The organism is Blautia sp. HCP3S3_C12 (assembly GCF_052064155.1).
Classification (GTDB): domain Bacteria; phylum Bacillota; class Clostridia; order Lachnospirales; family Lachnospiraceae; genus Blautia_A.
On sequence record NZ_JBQHWC010000009.1, the window covers coordinates 1 to 16389 of the forward strand.

Annotated in this window: 13 protein-coding genes and 1 rRNA gene; 3 read left to right on the plus strand and 11 right to left on the minus strand. The window is 43.7% G+C overall.

Features of this window, described 5'->3' with window-relative positions:
* The 5 genes from ACTNDS_RS08830 to ACTNDS_RS08850 all read right to left on the minus strand — a co-directional run.
* A 16S ribosomal RNA gene (locus ACTNDS_RS08830) occupies positions 1 to 90 on the minus strand; the annotation flags it as partial.
* Between the two features lie 835 nt (positions 91 to 925).
* Positions 926 to 1192, minus strand: a complete 267-nt coding sequence (locus ACTNDS_RS08835; RefSeq protein ID WP_173744157.1) for an acylphosphatase — start codon at positions 1190 to 1192, stop codon at positions 926 to 928.
* Positions 1189 to 1707, minus strand: coding sequence for a nitroreductase family protein (locus tag ACTNDS_RS08840; protein ID WP_303243414.1), 519 nt, complete (start codon positions 1705 to 1707; stop codon positions 1189 to 1191). The genes ACTNDS_RS08835 and ACTNDS_RS08840 overlap by 4 nt, the downstream gene beginning before the upstream one ends.
* Positions 1708 to 1820: 113 nt before the next feature.
* Positions 1821 to 3650, minus strand: coding sequence for an amylosucrase (locus ACTNDS_RS08845; RefSeq protein ID WP_441035239.1), 1830 nt, complete (start codon positions 3648 to 3650; stop codon positions 1821 to 1823).
* 123 nt (positions 3651 to 3773) lie between these two features.
* A complete protein-coding gene (locus tag ACTNDS_RS08850) occupies positions 3774 to 4784 on the minus strand; it encodes a LacI family DNA-binding transcriptional regulator (RefSeq protein ID WP_441035114.1) in 1011 nt (336 codons plus the stop codon).
* A 454-nt stretch (positions 4785 to 5238) separates the two neighbouring features.
* Here ACTNDS_RS08850 and ACTNDS_RS08855 point away from each other — a divergent pair, with 454 nt between their 5' ends.
* From ACTNDS_RS08855 to ACTNDS_RS08865, 3 genes are read left to right on the plus strand one after another with little or no spacing between them, the layout of a single operon-like run.
* Positions 5239 to 6402, plus strand: coding sequence for a DUF4317 domain-containing protein (locus ACTNDS_RS08855; RefSeq protein ID WP_173744160.1), 1164 nt, complete (start codon positions 5239 to 5241; stop codon positions 6400 to 6402).
* Positions 6395 to 7195: an HAD family hydrolase gene (locus ACTNDS_RS08860; RefSeq protein ID WP_441035116.1), complete on the plus strand. Its 801-nt coding sequence runs from the start codon at positions 6395 to 6397 to the stop codon at positions 7193 to 7195. The genes ACTNDS_RS08855 and ACTNDS_RS08860 overlap by 8 nt, the downstream gene beginning before the upstream one ends.
* A 21-nt stretch (positions 7196 to 7216) precedes the next feature.
* Entirely contained in the window at positions 7217 to 8281 is a 1065-nt protein-coding gene (locus tag ACTNDS_RS08865; RefSeq protein WP_441035118.1) for a GGDEF domain-containing protein, read from the plus strand.
* Between the two features lie 72 nt (positions 8282 to 8353).
* Here the strand turns inward: ACTNDS_RS08865 and ACTNDS_RS08870 are convergent, their stop codons facing one another.
* The 6 genes from ACTNDS_RS08870 to ACTNDS_RS08895 all read right to left on the minus strand — a co-directional run bounded on the left by ACTNDS_RS08870 (position 8354) and on the right by ACTNDS_RS08895 (position 16377).
* Positions 8354 to 9601 (minus strand): peptidylprolyl isomerase, encoded by a 1248-nt coding sequence (locus tag ACTNDS_RS08870; RefSeq protein WP_441035120.1) that lies wholly within the window; start codon positions 9599 to 9601, stop codon positions 8354 to 8356.
* 172 nt (positions 9602 to 9773) lie between these two features.
* Entirely contained in the window at positions 9774 to 13088 is a 3315-nt protein-coding gene (gene mfd, locus ACTNDS_RS08875) for a transcription-repair coupling factor (protein ID WP_441035122.1), read from the minus strand.
* Between the two features lie 41 nt (positions 13089 to 13129).
* The gene (pth, locus tag ACTNDS_RS08880) at positions 13130 to 13711 is read right to left on the minus strand and encodes an aminoacyl-tRNA hydrolase (protein WP_433844657.1); all 582 of its coding nucleotides are present in this window, start codon (positions 13709 to 13711) and stop codon (positions 13130 to 13132) included.
* A gap of 9 nt (positions 13712 to 13720) precedes the next feature.
* Positions 13721 to 14671 (minus strand): TIGR03943 family putative permease subunit, encoded by a 951-nt coding sequence (locus ACTNDS_RS08885; RefSeq protein WP_173744166.1) that lies wholly within the window; start codon positions 14669 to 14671, stop codon positions 13721 to 13723.
* Between the two features lie 38 nt (positions 14672 to 14709).
* Positions 14710 to 15885 (minus strand): GTP-binding protein, encoded by a 1176-nt coding sequence (locus ACTNDS_RS08890; RefSeq protein WP_441035125.1) that lies wholly within the window; start codon positions 15883 to 15885, stop codon positions 14710 to 14712.
* Positions 15886 to 16143: 258 nt separating this feature from the next.
* Complete coding sequence (locus tag ACTNDS_RS08895) at positions 16144 to 16377, minus strand: hypothetical protein (protein ID WP_019160428.1); 234 nt, start codon at positions 16375 to 16377, stop codon at positions 16144 to 16146.
* Positions 16378 to 16389 lie beyond the last annotated feature (12 nt).

The window sequence follows — 16389 nt, forward strand, 5'->3', positions numbered from 1 at the left end:
GAAGCTTCAATAAAAGGTTTCCCGTTCGACTTGCATGTGTTAAGCACGCCGCCAGCGTTCATCCTGAGCCAGGATCAAACTCTCTGATAAAGTGTTTGATTACTCAAGACAACCAACTAGCTATCTCTCGTTTTACTGTTTTTGGTTTATTCAACCGTTCTCAAATAATGAAGTTCGTTTCTTACGAACCGAACCGCATTCGCATCTTTCGATGCTCATGTGTAAAGAATTTTCGAGAATCGTATGTGTTTCACTGTTTAGTTATCAAGGTTGTCTGTCTTTTTGACAGCTTGTTCACTTTATCATATCTGTTTTACTTTGTCAAGCACTTTTTTCAAGTTTTTTCAAAGTTTTTCAACTCTTTCATTTTCTCAAAAAGTTGTCCAGATACATAACTGTCAGCTCTGTTCAAGCGACTTGATTACTTTAACACAAAGGTTTTAAGTTGTCAAGCACTTTTTTTAATTTCTTTTTTCTTTCAGAAATCTATTATAATTGTCCCTATCTAAGAAACAATTATTTCCGACAGCTCAACTAATATAACACTCCTATCCGCCACTGTCAACCCCCTTTTTAACTTTTTTTATTTTTTATTTCCAATCACTATTCTTCCTTCCACAGACAAAAAAATCCGCTCCGCCCCCTCCCCATACCAGCCACCAATCTACACCCCCTCCCGCCGCCAGCCACCAGCCCCGAAAGGACAGCAGGTGGGGAGGCTCGTGCAGGGAGCGTAGCAACTCTTGGGCCCGGGAGATCAGCGTTGCGAACAAATAGCCGCACTGTCTGAGCGAAGCGAGTTTGCGCCATTTGCGAGCGCCTTTAGCTGATCTCCCGGGCCTTAGAGTTCCTAGCTCCCGAAACCAGTCTCCCCACCCGCTGTCCTTTCGGGACGTCCGGCGTCCGGCCTCCGGCACCCCCATCTCTACTTCACATAAAACCCACTTTCCACCTCCACCTCCATTTCCTTTATCTCAACATCTTCAATCCAGATAAACCTCTGCTCCCTCAACATCTGCACCATTTTATCCAGACTCTCTTCCGTACCCTGGGCTTCCATCTCCACACGTTCATCCCAGTTATTCCGTACCCATCCGGTAATCCCCAGAGAGCCGGCAATATAATACGCCCTATAACGAAAACCAACTCCCTGCACTCTCCCGGAAAACCAATAATGCCTCCTGATCATCATACCCGAATCACAAATCCAGCTTTTCTGGCCTTAGCCTCCGGATATTCTCCACTTCTATATCCCAGAACACAATGTCCAATACCTACATAAGATTCCGGTACTCCCCACTGAGCCTTCAGCGCTTTCCCTTCCGGAGAATCAAATACCTCCCGCGCACGATGAATCCAGCAGGAATCAACTCCAAGAGCATGGGCCGCATTCATAAGATTTCCCATCACAAGACTTCCGTTTTCCACACAGGTTCCCATTTCACTGTCAGCAAACACAATGATCACTGTCGGCGCACCATAAAATGGATCTGCCCCACTTCCCATCACATCAGCATTCATTTGAGACAACTTTGCCACAAGCTCCGCATTCTGTGTAACAACCATCATGGTTCCCTGCATTCCCATTCCGCTGGGTGCATATTCTCCCGCTTCCAGAATCTGATCCAGAATTTCAGCAGGAACCAGATCCTTTTTATATCCACGAATACTTCTACGTTCCAGCAGAGTTTTTATTGTTTCATTCATCATAGTCTCAGCCTCCCATATTTTTTTAATATTATATCTCCAAGTATCCGGTACCCGCAACACCAAATTCCTTCTATGTAATGTAATCTATGTAATGTAATGAGAGAAATCCTTTACTGTTTTTTCAGCCAGTAAAAACCATAGGCCGGAACATTTACCCCTGCCGCTTCCATAACTTTACCTGAAATCAAATCTTTGTACATACCATCCCGCTCATTGATCCATGCGGTCTTATCATACTCACTAAAATTAAACAACCCATATATCTTATCGCCATCATAATAGCGTCCAATGCACAAAATACTGTTATCCCAGGTTTCTACTGTCCAGGTATCCGCATTTGTCATAAAAGCCTTTTCCGTTTTGCGGATTTTTTCCAGCTTATCCAGCTGTCTGAAAATCTGTCCTTCCACAGTTCTGGGGCTGTCACATTTTGCTGCACGTTCCCAACGCATGGCACCTCTGTGGATATACCTGGAATCCGGAGCCTTGTCCGGATCCTTTTTGTAGGAATAATCATTTACCTGCCCAATTTCATCTCCGCTGTAAAGAACAGGAATTCCCGATTGCATGAACATATAAGCATGAAGCATCACGTCCAGCTGGATTGCCTTCTTCATCCCTGCCCTGTCATGCTCAAAGCCAGCCTTCTCAATCCCGCACATAGATGCTGTTGTTCCACAGAATCTGGCATCTCCGGTAACCGGGTCCTCATTATAGAGCACTCCACGACTGTTGCTGTTTCCGGCATAACCCTGAAAATAATCATTCAGATACTTCTTGTGGGAACGTTCTTCTATTCCTTCCTGCTGAAGAGTTGCATAGTCCAGCCCCCAGCCAATATCATCATGGCACCGCAGATAATTGAGAAATACATAATCCTTGGGAAGTCCATTGACAATATCCAGCTGTTTTTTCAAAAGGCTCACATCCCTGGTTGCAACTGTATGCCAGGTTGTTGCCATTGTAGTTACATTATAAAGCATATGACACTCCGGCTTTTCCACAGTTCCGAAATAAGGCACCACCTTTTCCGGCTCCATCACCACTTCTCCCAGGAGAAGGATGCCCGGGCATACAATCTCACTGATCAGTCTCATCATACGCACAATCGTATGTACCTGGGGCAGATTACGGCAGGAAGTATTCAGTTCCTTCCAGATATAAGGAACTGCATCAATACGCATAATATCAATTCCTTTATTTGCAAGGAAAAGGAAATTATACATCATTTCATTGAATACCCGGGGATTTTTGTAATTCAGATCCCACTGATAAGGATAAAACGTAGTCATTACATAATGGCCGATTTCCGGAAGCCAGGTAAAATTTCCAGGTGCAGTGGTAGGAAATACCTGCGGCACTGTTTTCTCATAGAGAGAAGGAAGATAGGGATTGTCAAAGAAAAAGTATCTGCTCATATACTCTCCGTCCCCCTGGCGGGCCTTTTTTGCCCATTCATGATCCTCAGAGGTATGGTTCATAACAAAATCCATGCACACACTGATTCCTTTTTTATGGCAGGCGCCTGTCAGCTCTTCCAGATCCTCCATAGTGCCGAGATTCTCCTGTACCTTGCGGAAATCTGCCACTGCATAGCCACCATCCGAGCGGCCTTTCACAGTCTCCAGGAATGGCATAAGATGAATATAATTTACATTATTCTTTTCCAGATAATCCAGTTTGCTTTCAACACCTTTCATATTTCCGGCAAAATTATCAATGTAAAACATCATTCCCAGCATGTCATTTTTCTTATACCACTGCGGATCTTTTTCTCTTTCCTGATCAAGTTCCTTCAGTGCTTCTGCACGGTTCTGATAGAAGCTCTTCATCTGGTCACATAATTCCGCAAACATCGAAGTATTTCCATAAAGCTCCATATATAACCAGCGCAGCTCTTCTACTTTTTTCTCCAGTCTGACATCATACAGACTTTCCATACCTGTGTTTTTTTTCATTTTTTCCCTTTTAATTGCCATATACGGCCTCCTGTCTTTTATATATACATTTCCTTCTTAGTAACATTTCCAAAATTCATTCCTGATTTCCTGGGCAATGAAATTTTAGTTTGTAATTCTCCTGGTAGAACTTCGCCTTACAATCTGATATGGAAAATAACACCATTCATTCACGCACGCTTCTCCCTTTTCCTCAAAAAGAGCCTTATAAAAAACCTCTCCCTGATCTAGCATTCTTACTGTTGTCAACGGAGGATCATAGATATCAGAAATAGAATCATCAAATCCTGCCACAGAAATATCATCCGGTACCTTTAATTTATGGGCTTTCAGACACCGAATCACACCTGCGGCAATAATATCAGAGCCAGTCACCACTGCTGTCGGAAGCTCCAAACTGTTTTCATAAATCTGATTCATCCCTTTTTCTCCGAACTCTGTAGAAAACTCTCCCTGATATATATCCGAATCCTGTACCTGCAGATCAGCCTCCCTCATTCCATCCAGAAAACCTCTTAGTCTCAGTGTTCCATTTGTATAATCCTCAGAGCTTCCGCCAACATATGCAATATGTTTATGTCCTTCGCTGATCAAAAACCGGGTCATGTCTTTGGCTGCATGATAGCTGTCTACTGTAACAGCAGGAAACTCACATCTCATATCTTCTGATGGTCCCTGATTTCCCAGCACAACAGGACATTGAAATCTCCTGAGCCTTCCCAGAATTTTCTCATTAAGATGAACTCCCTGAAAAATCAATCCGTCAATATTTCGTTCCAGCATATTATCCATCAGAAGAAGGGCCTTATCCTGGTCAAAATCATAATCGCAGACAATCATCACTTTATCGTGCTTCATACATACATCACTGATCTGCTTCAGATGAAGAGCTGTGATCGGATTTCGTACATCTGCTTCCAGAACAGCTACCAGTCCGGTGTTTCTGGTAACCAGACTGCGGGCTGCAGCATTGGGACGAAAATGAAATTTCTCAATACTGGCCATAACCCGCCCCTTTAATTTAGGACTTACAGATTTAGATCCATTCACAACACGAGATACCGTAGATACAGATACCCCTGCATCAGCTGCTATATCCTTAATTGTTACATCCATTTTCTTCCTTGTCCTTTCTGTCTTGGTCAAGCGGATATTCCCAATCCGCTTCGCCATTTGCCATAACCAAATAACTGCTTATTGCTCTTCGCAATTGAAGCAGGGGACTTACTTAATTCAGTTAAAGCAGGTCTTTATGGTAACGTTTTCCCACATAATCATCCGCTTTTCCAACATTCGTAAAATTTTTCAAGGAGTTTTTTCCGCATATAAGAAAACGTTTTCCCATCTATTTCCAATATAACATCGTACCTGAAATTTTTCAACTATTTTATTTTCCGTTTTAGTAATTATACGTTGCAATTTTTGTGTTTTGTTTGTGTTTTGTTATACTTCTTCCTTGCCCCCAAGTTAAATCTGTTTTATAATAAATATTATACTGTCAGGTGAGAAACGGAAAAAATATCCCCTGATCATACATTACAATCAAACAGCAAATGAGGTATCTCCTTTTATGAATAAAAAAGAAATTTCCGAGATTAAGAAACAGTTTACTCCGGAAAACTGTTCTATCACCCGTATCTGCGGCTGTTACGTAGATGGGGAAAAAAACAAGAAAACAGAATTAAAAGAAGCCTTTCTTTCTCTCTCTGAGGAGGAAATGTTTAAATATTTTGAAATTTTCCGCAAATCTCTGTCCGGTACAGTGGGTAAAAATCTTATGAACATGGAATTCCCTCTGGACCAGGAGGCTGAGGGAGGCACCCAGCATTTTCTTATGAGACTGCGAAGCAGCAAGCTGACTGACGATGAGCTTGTTGAAAACTTCTATGACCGGATTATTGAAAACTATGATTATCCGGAAAACTACTATATTATATTGATCCACGGAGTCTACGATATTCCCGGTAAATCCTCTGATGGTGCAGAGATGTTCGATGCATCTGATGAGATTTATGATCACATTATGTGCTGTATCTGCCCTGTAAAGCTTTCCAAAGCAGGGCTCTGTTATAACGCAGAGACTAACAGCATTCAGGACCGTATCCGTGACTGGATCGTAGAAATGCCTGAAGTAGCTTTCCTTTTCCCACAGTTTAATGACCGCAGCACAGATATCCACGGTGTTCTTTATTATAGTAAGAATACCAATGAGCTTCGAGATATCTTTATTGACGAGCTGCTGGGATGCACCGCCCCTCTTTCTGCCGGCGGACAAAAGGACTCCTTTAATGCTCTGGTAGAAGAAACCCTGGGAGATGACTGCAACTATGATACAGTTATGAATATTCACGAAAAGCTGAATGAGCTGATCGAATCCCAGAAGGATGAGCCTGAACCTGTAGTCCTTACCAAATCTGAAGTCAAACGACTTTTTGAGGATTGCGGTGTAGAGGATGAGAAGCTCCAGTCCTTTGATGAACAATATGAAATCAATGCCGGAGAAAAATCCTCTCTGGTAGCCTCAAACATCACCAACACCCGACGTTTTGAGATCAAAACACCTGATGTGGTAGTACATGTGGATCCTGAACGTGCCGCCCTTGTGGAAACAAAGCTTATTGACGGTGTAAAATGTCTGGTCATCCCTATGGAAGGTGACGTAGAGCTCAATGGCATCCGTATACACACCGGAGAGAAATCTGTCTCAGATGAGGAGGATTCTCTGGATGAATAAAGATAAAAAGCTTTTATTTTTTGACATCGACGGCACGCTGCTCACCGCTTATCCCTGGACAATCCCAGACAGTACACAGCAGGCATTAAAGGCTGCACGTAAAAATGGTCATCTGCTTTTCATTAATTCCGGGCGTACCTACACCATGCTTCCGGATATGATCCGGGAAATGAATTTTGACGGATATGTATGTGGCTGCGGAAGCCAGATCTATCTCCACGATAAGCTTCTGCTTTCCAGCTCTATTCCCAACCCGTTATGCAGGGAAATTGTGGAAAGGCTTCGGAAAAGCAGGCTTCCCGCCTGCTTTGAAAGACCGGATAAAATTTTGTATGACAGTTCTTCCTGTGATTTGCCGGATGCTATACAAAAGCTGAAAAAGGTAACTGTTACAGAGGACATTTCTCTGTACACTACCCAGAAATATGAGAACTTCACATTTGATAAATTCCTGGTATTTCCTACTGCTGAATCTGACAGGCAGGAATTCCGCAAATTTGCAGATCAGCATTTCACCTGTTTCGTTCACGAAGATGCTGCCTGGGAGCTGGCTCAGAAAAGCCACAGCAAAGCTACAGGTATTCAGTTTCTTGTCGATTACCTTGGGGCTTCCATTGAGAATACCTATGCCTTCGGCGACAGCACCAATGATCTTCCTATGCTTAAATACGCCAAAACCAGCATTGCAATGGGGAACTCAAATCCCCTGATCCTGCCTTACTGTACCTATCAGACCACTCCTATAGAAGAGGACGGAATTGCAAATGCTTTAAAACATTTTCATCTTATATAAATTTTCAGTAAAGGATTTTGTATGAATACAAAAAAAACTCAGGAGAATCTGCCAGAATCAATCCCTGTCTACTATTCCCTGATTCTGACCAGATCCTACAATATTTATATCGCCTATTTTGCTATCTTTATCATCTGCCTGGTGCAAATGGGATATGTCAAAAACAGTATTCCCGTATTAGTTTGGATAGCAGCCTCCTGTATAGCCAGGAAAAAAGTTAACACCATTCCTATCCGATGGAATCTTCTGTTTTATGTATGCATTTCCGTAGGATGGATTACTTATTTCATTTACTGCTATGGATGGAATTGTGGTGGAATCAATTTTATGATGCCGTTATTGCTGGTTTCCATGTTTTCCATCTATGACCGGCTGTTCAATAAAATTATTTTTACCATTTTCCTGTTTTTCCTGCGAATGGCTTTATTTTTCAACTGTCAGCTCAATGCCCCTGTATATTCTCTGAATGATGAGCAAATGCTGATCATGCAGATTGTGAACACTGTACTTTCCTTTATTATTATGGTATTAGTCTGCATTACCTTCAGTTCTAATCTTCAGAAAGCAGAGAAACATCTCTTTCTCTACAACATGGAGCTGCAGCAGCAGGCAGCCACAGATCCTCTTACCACATTGTATAACCGCAGACGTATGGAGGAAATCCTGAAAAATCATATTACAGCAAATCCATCCGAAAATTTCAGTATTGCCATCGGAGACATTGATTTCTTCAAAAAGGTCAACGATACCTATGGTCATAACTGCGGAGACCAGGTCCTCACTGATCTGGCAAAGCTTTTCAAGGAAAAAACCCTGGGACTGGGACATGTGTGCAGATGGGGCGGTGAAGAATTTCTCTTTTTCTTTCCCGGACTCAATCTGGATGAAGCCAGCACACTGATGGATAATATCCGATTAGCAGTCTCTGATCTGACGATCGTTTATAAGGATGTCTCCCTTCATGTAACTATGACCTTTGGTCTGGAGGAATACGATTATAACTCCAGTCCTTCAGAAATGGTCAAGCATGCAGATGACAAACTATATTATGGCAAGACTCACGGCAGGGATACTGTGATTTTCTGATACTGCCCAAAATGAAAACCGGCTATATCAATCCAACGAATTGATATAGCCGGCTTTCATTTTATCTCATTTTTATTCTGCTGCTTCTGTTGCCGCAGGAGTTTCTGTTACCTCTTCTTCTGCTGCAGGTGTTTCTGTTGCTTCTTCCTCTGCCTCAGGTGTCTCTGTTACCTCTTCTTCTGCTGCAGGTGTCTCTGTTGCTTCTTCCTCTACCTCAGGTGTGGTTGTTGCTTCCTCAGTTACCTCAGGTGTTGGAGTAGGTGTAGGTGCTGTGAAGGTATGCTTATCTGTAATCTTCAGAGTTTTAAGAACCTTCTTGTTCACATCGGTCTTTGCACTGTCCAGCCAATCACTTGTAATATCGGAATAGTAGGTGCTCTCCTTGGAGTTCTTCAGAGATTCTCTCTTGGATGCGGTTGCATCATCATCATGAACCTTATCCAGTCTTACTACATAATATCCTGTATCTGTCTCAATAATATCAGAAGCAACCTCTCCATCCTTCAGACCACGGAGTACTTTCAGAACCTCATCCGGATATGCGGTAGAACTGTAATCCTCATCCTCGCTATCCTCATCACTCTCTTTGGTTGTAAAATTGCCCTCTACTGCAGAATAACTGTCATCCACGCTCTTAGCAATTTCACTCATATCAGCAGTAGGATCTTCTTTCATCTTGTCCAGAATCTCCTGAGCCTGTTTCTTTTTTTCCTCTTTCTGCTCATCAGTCACATCATCACCACTGGTAGAAATGCTGACATATGTGAAAGAAGACTGGTTTGCTTCATCATCGGAAACTGTAATATTGCCCTCCGCAACAATAGGATCATAAATCTTCTTCTGAATTGTGAGAAGCTCTAACAGAGTCTTTACCTGATCCTCGGTAACTCCAAGCTCTTTGATGGTATCCTCTCCATTGGAAGCCATGAACTGTGAAGCTGCATCTGCAATGGCTTTTTCCTCATCCTCTGTCACCTCAACCTTATAGTCAGCTGCCTTTTCCTTAAGGATATACATAGTCTCTACAGACTTCAGGCTGCTTTCCACTGCCTGATCTCCGTAAGTCTTTCCGGAATCCTCATCTGCAGTCTGATCCCAGATATTATCAGCACTTCCCATATAGCTCATATACATAGCAGTTGTCTGCTCCTGCTGCTGACGGGCATAAAGGCTTACCACGCCAAGAGGAATCTCAGTTCCGTCTACAGTAGCTACTATTTTTGTTCCGTCTATTGTTTTGCTTCCGCAGCCTGTAAGCATTCCCACTGACATAATGCCTGCCAGAGTCACAGCGGCTGTTCTTTTCATCATTTTTTTCATTTCTTCCTCCATATATTCACAGGAATATTATCCTTCCGTCCTGTGCGCTTATCTCAGTATAATCTTTTTTCAGTCTGAGGGCAAGGCAAATTGTAAAATATCTCATACAATTCACACTTTCATCACGATTTTCCCAAAATCCCAGACATCTTTCTTTCTGTCACCTCTCCGATCATTCTGCCAGCTTCTCCAGCTCTCCTGCAAACTCTGTAAGCGCCTGGATCAGAGGATCCCTGAGATTCAGAATAAACTTAGGTTCCTGGTCATTTTTAAACTGCAGGCTCCGTCCATACTTTTGCATCAGCAGAGGAATTCCCGCAGGATTCAGCTTTGCCCTTTCATATAGAGTAATACGCACCTCTTTCCCCAGCTGTTTGATTTCCGTCACATAACCCCTGTGGGCAATGGATTTTAATCTGGCTACAGCCAACAGATTCAGCACAGCCTTTCCCGGCTCTCCGAACCGGTCCAGAAGCTCTTCCAGCATATCATCATAGTCCTGCTGATTTTCAATTCCCGCAATCCGTTTATAAATATCCAGCTTCTGAAACTCATTTCCAATATAAGTATCCGGAATATAAGCATCTACATTCAGGTCAATGGATGTGTCAAAATCTTCCATTGTATGGATTCCTTTGGCTTCTTTTACCGCTTCACTGAGCATCTTACAATACAGATCATATCCGACTGCATTCATATGCCCATGCTGCTGGGCTCCCAGAAGATTTCCTGCACCGCGAAGCTCCAGATCCCTCATGGCAATCTTGAAGCCGCTTCCCAGATCTGTGTATTCACGGATTGCAGCCAGTCTCTTCTCTGCAGTCTCCTTCAGCATCATATTCTTTCGGTACATCAAAAATGCGTAAGCCGTGCGGTTGGACCGTCCGATTCTGCCTCGCAGCTGATAAAGCTGGGAAAGTCCATATCTGTCCGAATCATGGATGATCATGGTATTAACATTGGAAATATCCAGCCCTGTCTCAATGATGGTAGTGGAAACCAGCACATCAATATCTCCATTTACAAAACCGTACATAACGTTTTCCAGTTCCCGCTCGCTCATCTGCCCGTGGGCAAAATCCACTCTTGCCTCAGGCACCAGCTTTGCAATACGCAATGCCACATCTGCAATATCCGTTACCCGATTATAAACATAATACACCTGCCCGCCTCTGCGAAGCTCCCGGTTAATGGCTTCCCGTACAGTCTCTTCATCATACTCCATTACATAAGTCTGGATAGGCATTCTGTCCATAGGCGGCTCCTCCAGCACGCTCATATCTCTGATCCCGATCAGACTCATATGAAGGGTTCTGGGAATCGGTGTGGCAGTAAGAGTAAGTACATCCACATCTTTTTTCAGCTGCTTTATCCTCTCCTTGTGAGTGACCCCAAAACGCTGCTCCTCATCTACGATCAGAAGACCCAGATTTTTGAATTTCACATCCTTGGACAGGATCCTGTGGGTTCCGATCACCACATCCACCTGTCCTTTTTTCAGATCTTCAATTGCCTTTTTCTGCTGGGCAGGCGTGCGGAAACGGCAGAGCAGCTCCACACGTACCGGAAATTCCTTCATTCGCTGGACAAAAGTATTATAAATCTGCTGAGCCAGAATGGTGGTAGGTGCCAGATATGCCACCTGTCTGCTCTCCTGTACCTCCTTGAAGGCTACCCGGAGCGCTACCTCTGTTTTTCCATATCCCACATCTCCACAGATCAGCCGGTCCATGATCCTGGTGCTCTCCATATCTCTTTTGGCATCCTCAATGGCAGCAAGCTGATCCTCTGTTTCCTCATAGGGGAACATCTCCTCAAACTCTCTCTGCCACACAGTATCCGGACCACACACATACCCTTCCTTCTCCTGACGAGCTGCATATAACTCTACCAGTTCCTTTGCGATATTTTTTACAGCACCCCGAACCTTGCTTTTTGTCTTGTTCCATTCAGAAGTTCCCAGCTTGTTCAGCTTAGGCGTATTCGAAGCATCCCCACCGGAATATTTTTGAAGAGAATCCAGCTGGGTAGCCAGAATATAGAGATTACTTCCTCCCTGATACTCGATCTTGATATAATCTCTGACCACCCGGTCAACCTCAACCTTCTCAATGCCCCGGTAAATACCCAGACCATGTCTTTCATGAACCACAAAATCTCCAACGGAAAGTTCTGCAAAATCCTGAATGCGCTTTCCATTATAATTCTTTTTCTTTTTTCGCTTTTTCTGCTCACGGCCGAAAATATCAGATTCTGTCATGACCACAAACTTGGTCAGGGGATACTCAAATCCCTTTTTCGCATGACCATAGACCACCATGATCTCTCCCGGCTGAATCTGCCGGTCATAATCCTGACTGTAAAAAGCCGAAAGCTGCTGTTCCTGAAGGTCCTTTGCCAGACGCTCTGCCCTGGTCCTGGAGCCGGAAAGAAGCGCAACCCTGTATCCCTGTCTTTTGTACTGTTCCAGATCCTTTGTCAGAAGCTCAAAGCTGCTGTTATAAGAATTTACAGATTTGGCCTCTATATAAAATTTTTCATTAATCTTCCAGCCAGCCTGTCTGGGCTCCAGTGCACAGAGGGCAATACAATTTCGCCTGTTCAGCTCCTTCTGTACCTTTTCAAAAGAACAAAGCCAGTTTTCCGGAAGATTTTTCTCTCCCTTTTCTGCTCTGTGCAGACGGCTCTGGCTATATTCCTCCTCCACAGCCCGTCCTTTTTCCACAAGACGATTTGGTTCATCCAGAAAAATCACAGATTTCTGGGCAGGAAAATAATCCAGAAAAGAAAGCTGGGCCTTCTCCCCCGGATGCTCCACAGCAGGATAAATTGTGATTTCTTCCAGATTTTCCAGAGAACGCTGGCTCTCTGCGTCAAAGCTGCGGATAGAATCAATCTCATCTCCCCACAGCTCAATTCTCCAGGGATTCTCCTCTGTCAGGCAATAAATATCTACAATACCGCCACGAATGGAAAACTGCCCCGGCATCTCTACCTGTCCTACTCTTTCATAGCCCAGCCATACCAGCCTGGCTTTCAGAGCATCTATATTCACCGTGCTGTCGCTGGTAAAATGCAGAAGCTGTTCCCTTATCTGCTCCAGAGATTCCAGAAAATCCATGCAGCCATCAATACTGGTAACAACAGCCAGTTCCTTTTCCTCCATAAGCGCACGGACCACCTGCATTCTCTGGCGGATCAGCAGATTCCCGTGAATATCTGCCTGAAAGAAAAGCAGATCCCTGGCAGGATATAAATATATCTTTTTATCGTAAAACCGATAATCTTCATAAATTTCCCTGGCACGCCGCTCATCCTCTGCCAGGATCAGACGAAATGGCGCCAGTTGACAAAGGCCATATATTAAATGAGCCTTCTGGGATTCCAGACACCCGGAAACCTGAAGGACTCCTTTATTTTTTTTGCCTTTTTCACAAATTTGTTCAAACTCTGCAAGCCCCTGCAGAGGTGTCAAAAAAGCTTTCATGCCTAATCTCCCGAAACAGTCATAAATTTTTCAGGTTACTTTTACACAACTGCTTTTGCCTTTTTATTGAATTCATTCATGGCAGCATCCGGTCCCTGGGAAATCATGATATCCACAGCCTTCCCTGCTTTTGCAATGGCTTCATCCACAATTTTTCTGTCTTCTGTGGAAAACCTTCCCAGAACATAATCTGCCAGATCCCAGCCCTTGGGCTTGGCACCTACTCCCACCTTGATCCGCAGGAATTTCTCTGTGCCAAGCTGACGGATAATATCCTTGATCCCGTTATGCCCGCCTGCACTTCCCTGCTTGCGGATCCTGAGCTGTCCGGGATCCAGGTCAATATCGTCATAGATTACGATCAGCTCTGTCTCAGGGTCGATCTTGAAATAATTCACCATATCCCTGACCGGACCACCACTTAAATTCATAAAGGACAACGGCTTCATAAGGATCACCTTCTCACCGCCGATCACAGTCTTTCCATACATGGCATTGAATTTCACGCCACCCTGGGGAACCTTATATTCCTCCACCAGATAATCTACTGTATCAAAACCCATATTATGGCGGGTAGCCTCATACTGCCGCCCCGGGTTTCCCAAACCAACTACTAAGTACATATTTTCTCCCTAGTTAAAATATACCATTTCTTCTTTTAAAGGTTCACATTCCTTTACATCTGACGCATAAAGAACAATGCCCTCTCCCTGATATTCTGTACGATTTTCAAAAGCAACCTTCGCAGTTACCTCCACCCAGCTTCCTTCCTTGATATGAGGAGCATAATCACTTCTGCAGATATATCCCAGGAATGTGGTATCATCCGCACAGCAGGTCATAGCTACACGTCCGGGAACAAAAAATTTGCTTCCCATTCCACGTGGCTTCATCACACGTCCCTTAAAACGTACGATTTTTCCCACATAGGTATCTGGATTATCCATGGCATCTACAAACCAGATTCCATAATCCTCAGGGGGAATCTCCACAATAGGTGCATTGATGTCAAAGGGCAGCTCATCCTGGAAAATATCCTCCATTTCCCCTTCTTCATCCTCAAAAATAACCTCTGCACTCTGATTGGCAACCTTGATTCCCCTTCTGTATGCAGGCAGAGGATCTCCCTCTTTACAGCGGTTAAAAATAACCATGTCTGTATTTCTGACCATATCCATAAACAGAGATTTCATATTTGCCATGTACACCTGGTAGGTAGTGGCATCTACACAGGTGATCTCCTGTTCAATCCCCCAGCCTTCCGGCAGTTCCATCTGTTCAAATTTGCTCACAAGCCACATTCCATTGTATTCTATAACCACACGGTCCGGCTGATGGATAATATCCATAGCAGCCAGACGCTGAGGTGTAAGGTCATCCTCTTCCTCGATCACCTCAACTACTGTGTTTGCAAGCTTCAGTTTTTCCTTGTCATATTCCTCTTCTCCCTCTTCACAGAGGATCAACAGAGTTTTTCCATCAATGGAAAAATACTCCTGCTGCAATGTAAAATCCAGGAAAGTGGTCTTTCCGCTTTCCAGGAAACCGGTAATGAGATAAATGGGAACCTTGATATCTTCCATAATATTATTTCCTTTAACCTTTTATTTTTACAACATCACTAAGCAAGTTTAAATAATTCTGCCAGCTTATCCTCTTTTAATTTAGAACCGATCACACAGAGACGTCCTGTATATTCCGGTGCACCCTCACGGATTTCTGTTTCCTCAGGAACCATATCAAAATAGATCCAGGTTCCGTCCTCAGCAGGAAGCATTCCTTTGGCACGGAGGATAATACCATACTCTTCAGATGCAGACAACGCATCCAGCATTTCTTTTAATTCATTCTGGCTGTATTTACGGATAGTCTCACGTCCCCAGCTTGTAAAGACCTCATCTGCATGATGATGGTGATGATCATGGCCGCAGCCGCATTCATGGTCGTGATCGTGATGATGGTGTTCATGCTCCTCATGGTCATGGCCACAGCCACACTCATGGTCGTGATCATGATGATGGTGTTCATGCTCCTCATGGTCATGGCCACAGCCGCATTCGTGGTCGTGATGATGGTGCTCATGCTCCTCATGGTCATGGCCACAGCCACATTCATGGTCGTGATCGTGATGATGATGCTCATGCACATGTCCACATTCCGGGCAAACCTCTTCCTCCATCATCTCATCTGCCAGAGATACCGGTTTCTCCATAACCTCCAGGATCTTCTTACCATCCAGTTTTTCAATAGGAGTGGTAATGATGGCAGCCTTTCCATTGATCTCACGAAGAAGCTCCATTGCCTGCTGCGCTTTTTTCTCATCTACAATATCCGTACGGCTCATAATAACCGCTCCCGCATATTCCACCTGATTATTAAAGAACTCGCCAAAGTTTCTCATATACATCTTGCATTTCTTTGCATCTACCACAGTGGTATAGCTGTTCAGTACAATATCCACATCTCCCTGGACACCCTGTACTGCTTTGATCACATCTGATAATTTGCCTACACCGGATGGCTCGATCAGAATTCTGTCCGGATGATATTTCTCAACAACCTCCTTCAGAGAAGTTCCGAAATCACCAACCAGGGAGCAGCAGATACATCCGGAATTCATTTCACGGATCTGGATTCCCGCCTCTTTCAGGAAACCTCCGTCAATACCGATCTCGCCAAATTCATTTTCAATCAGTACCACCTGCTCATCTGCAAATGCTTCTTTCAGAAGTTTTTTGATCAATGTAGTTTTGCCGGCTCCAAGGAAACCGGAAATAATATCAATTTTTGTAGCCATGATTCATTTTTCTCCTTTTCTTTCTGATTACTGTTTATTGTACCTTAACGCACTTTGACCAGGAAGCAGTCCGCCCCCTGGTTTCCAGCCGTATACGTATACTGTCAGTTACAGTTCCAAAGCTTTTTTACACACTTTGTCCTGTCAAGCGGATATTCGCAATCCGCTTCGCTACTTGCTCATAACCGAATATCTGCTCCGTAGTTTATTCGGTTAAAGAAAGGGGCATGATATCATGCCCCTTAGTATATTCTATGATCAGCCGTTGATCATGAAGCTCATTAATTTATCAATGTCCTCTTTCTCATATGCAACGATCTCAAGCTCCGGAATCTCTCCGCCTGAGAAAATGTTTGCCAGAGATACATACTGGGATAACTTAGATTTCAGGTTCAGTCTGTCGCCTTCGCCTGTTACTAATTCCACCTTACCATCACAGCTGTCTACTACTTCAAAAAATTTATCAATGTCTTTAATATTAGATACCTTCATGTTTTTCTCCTT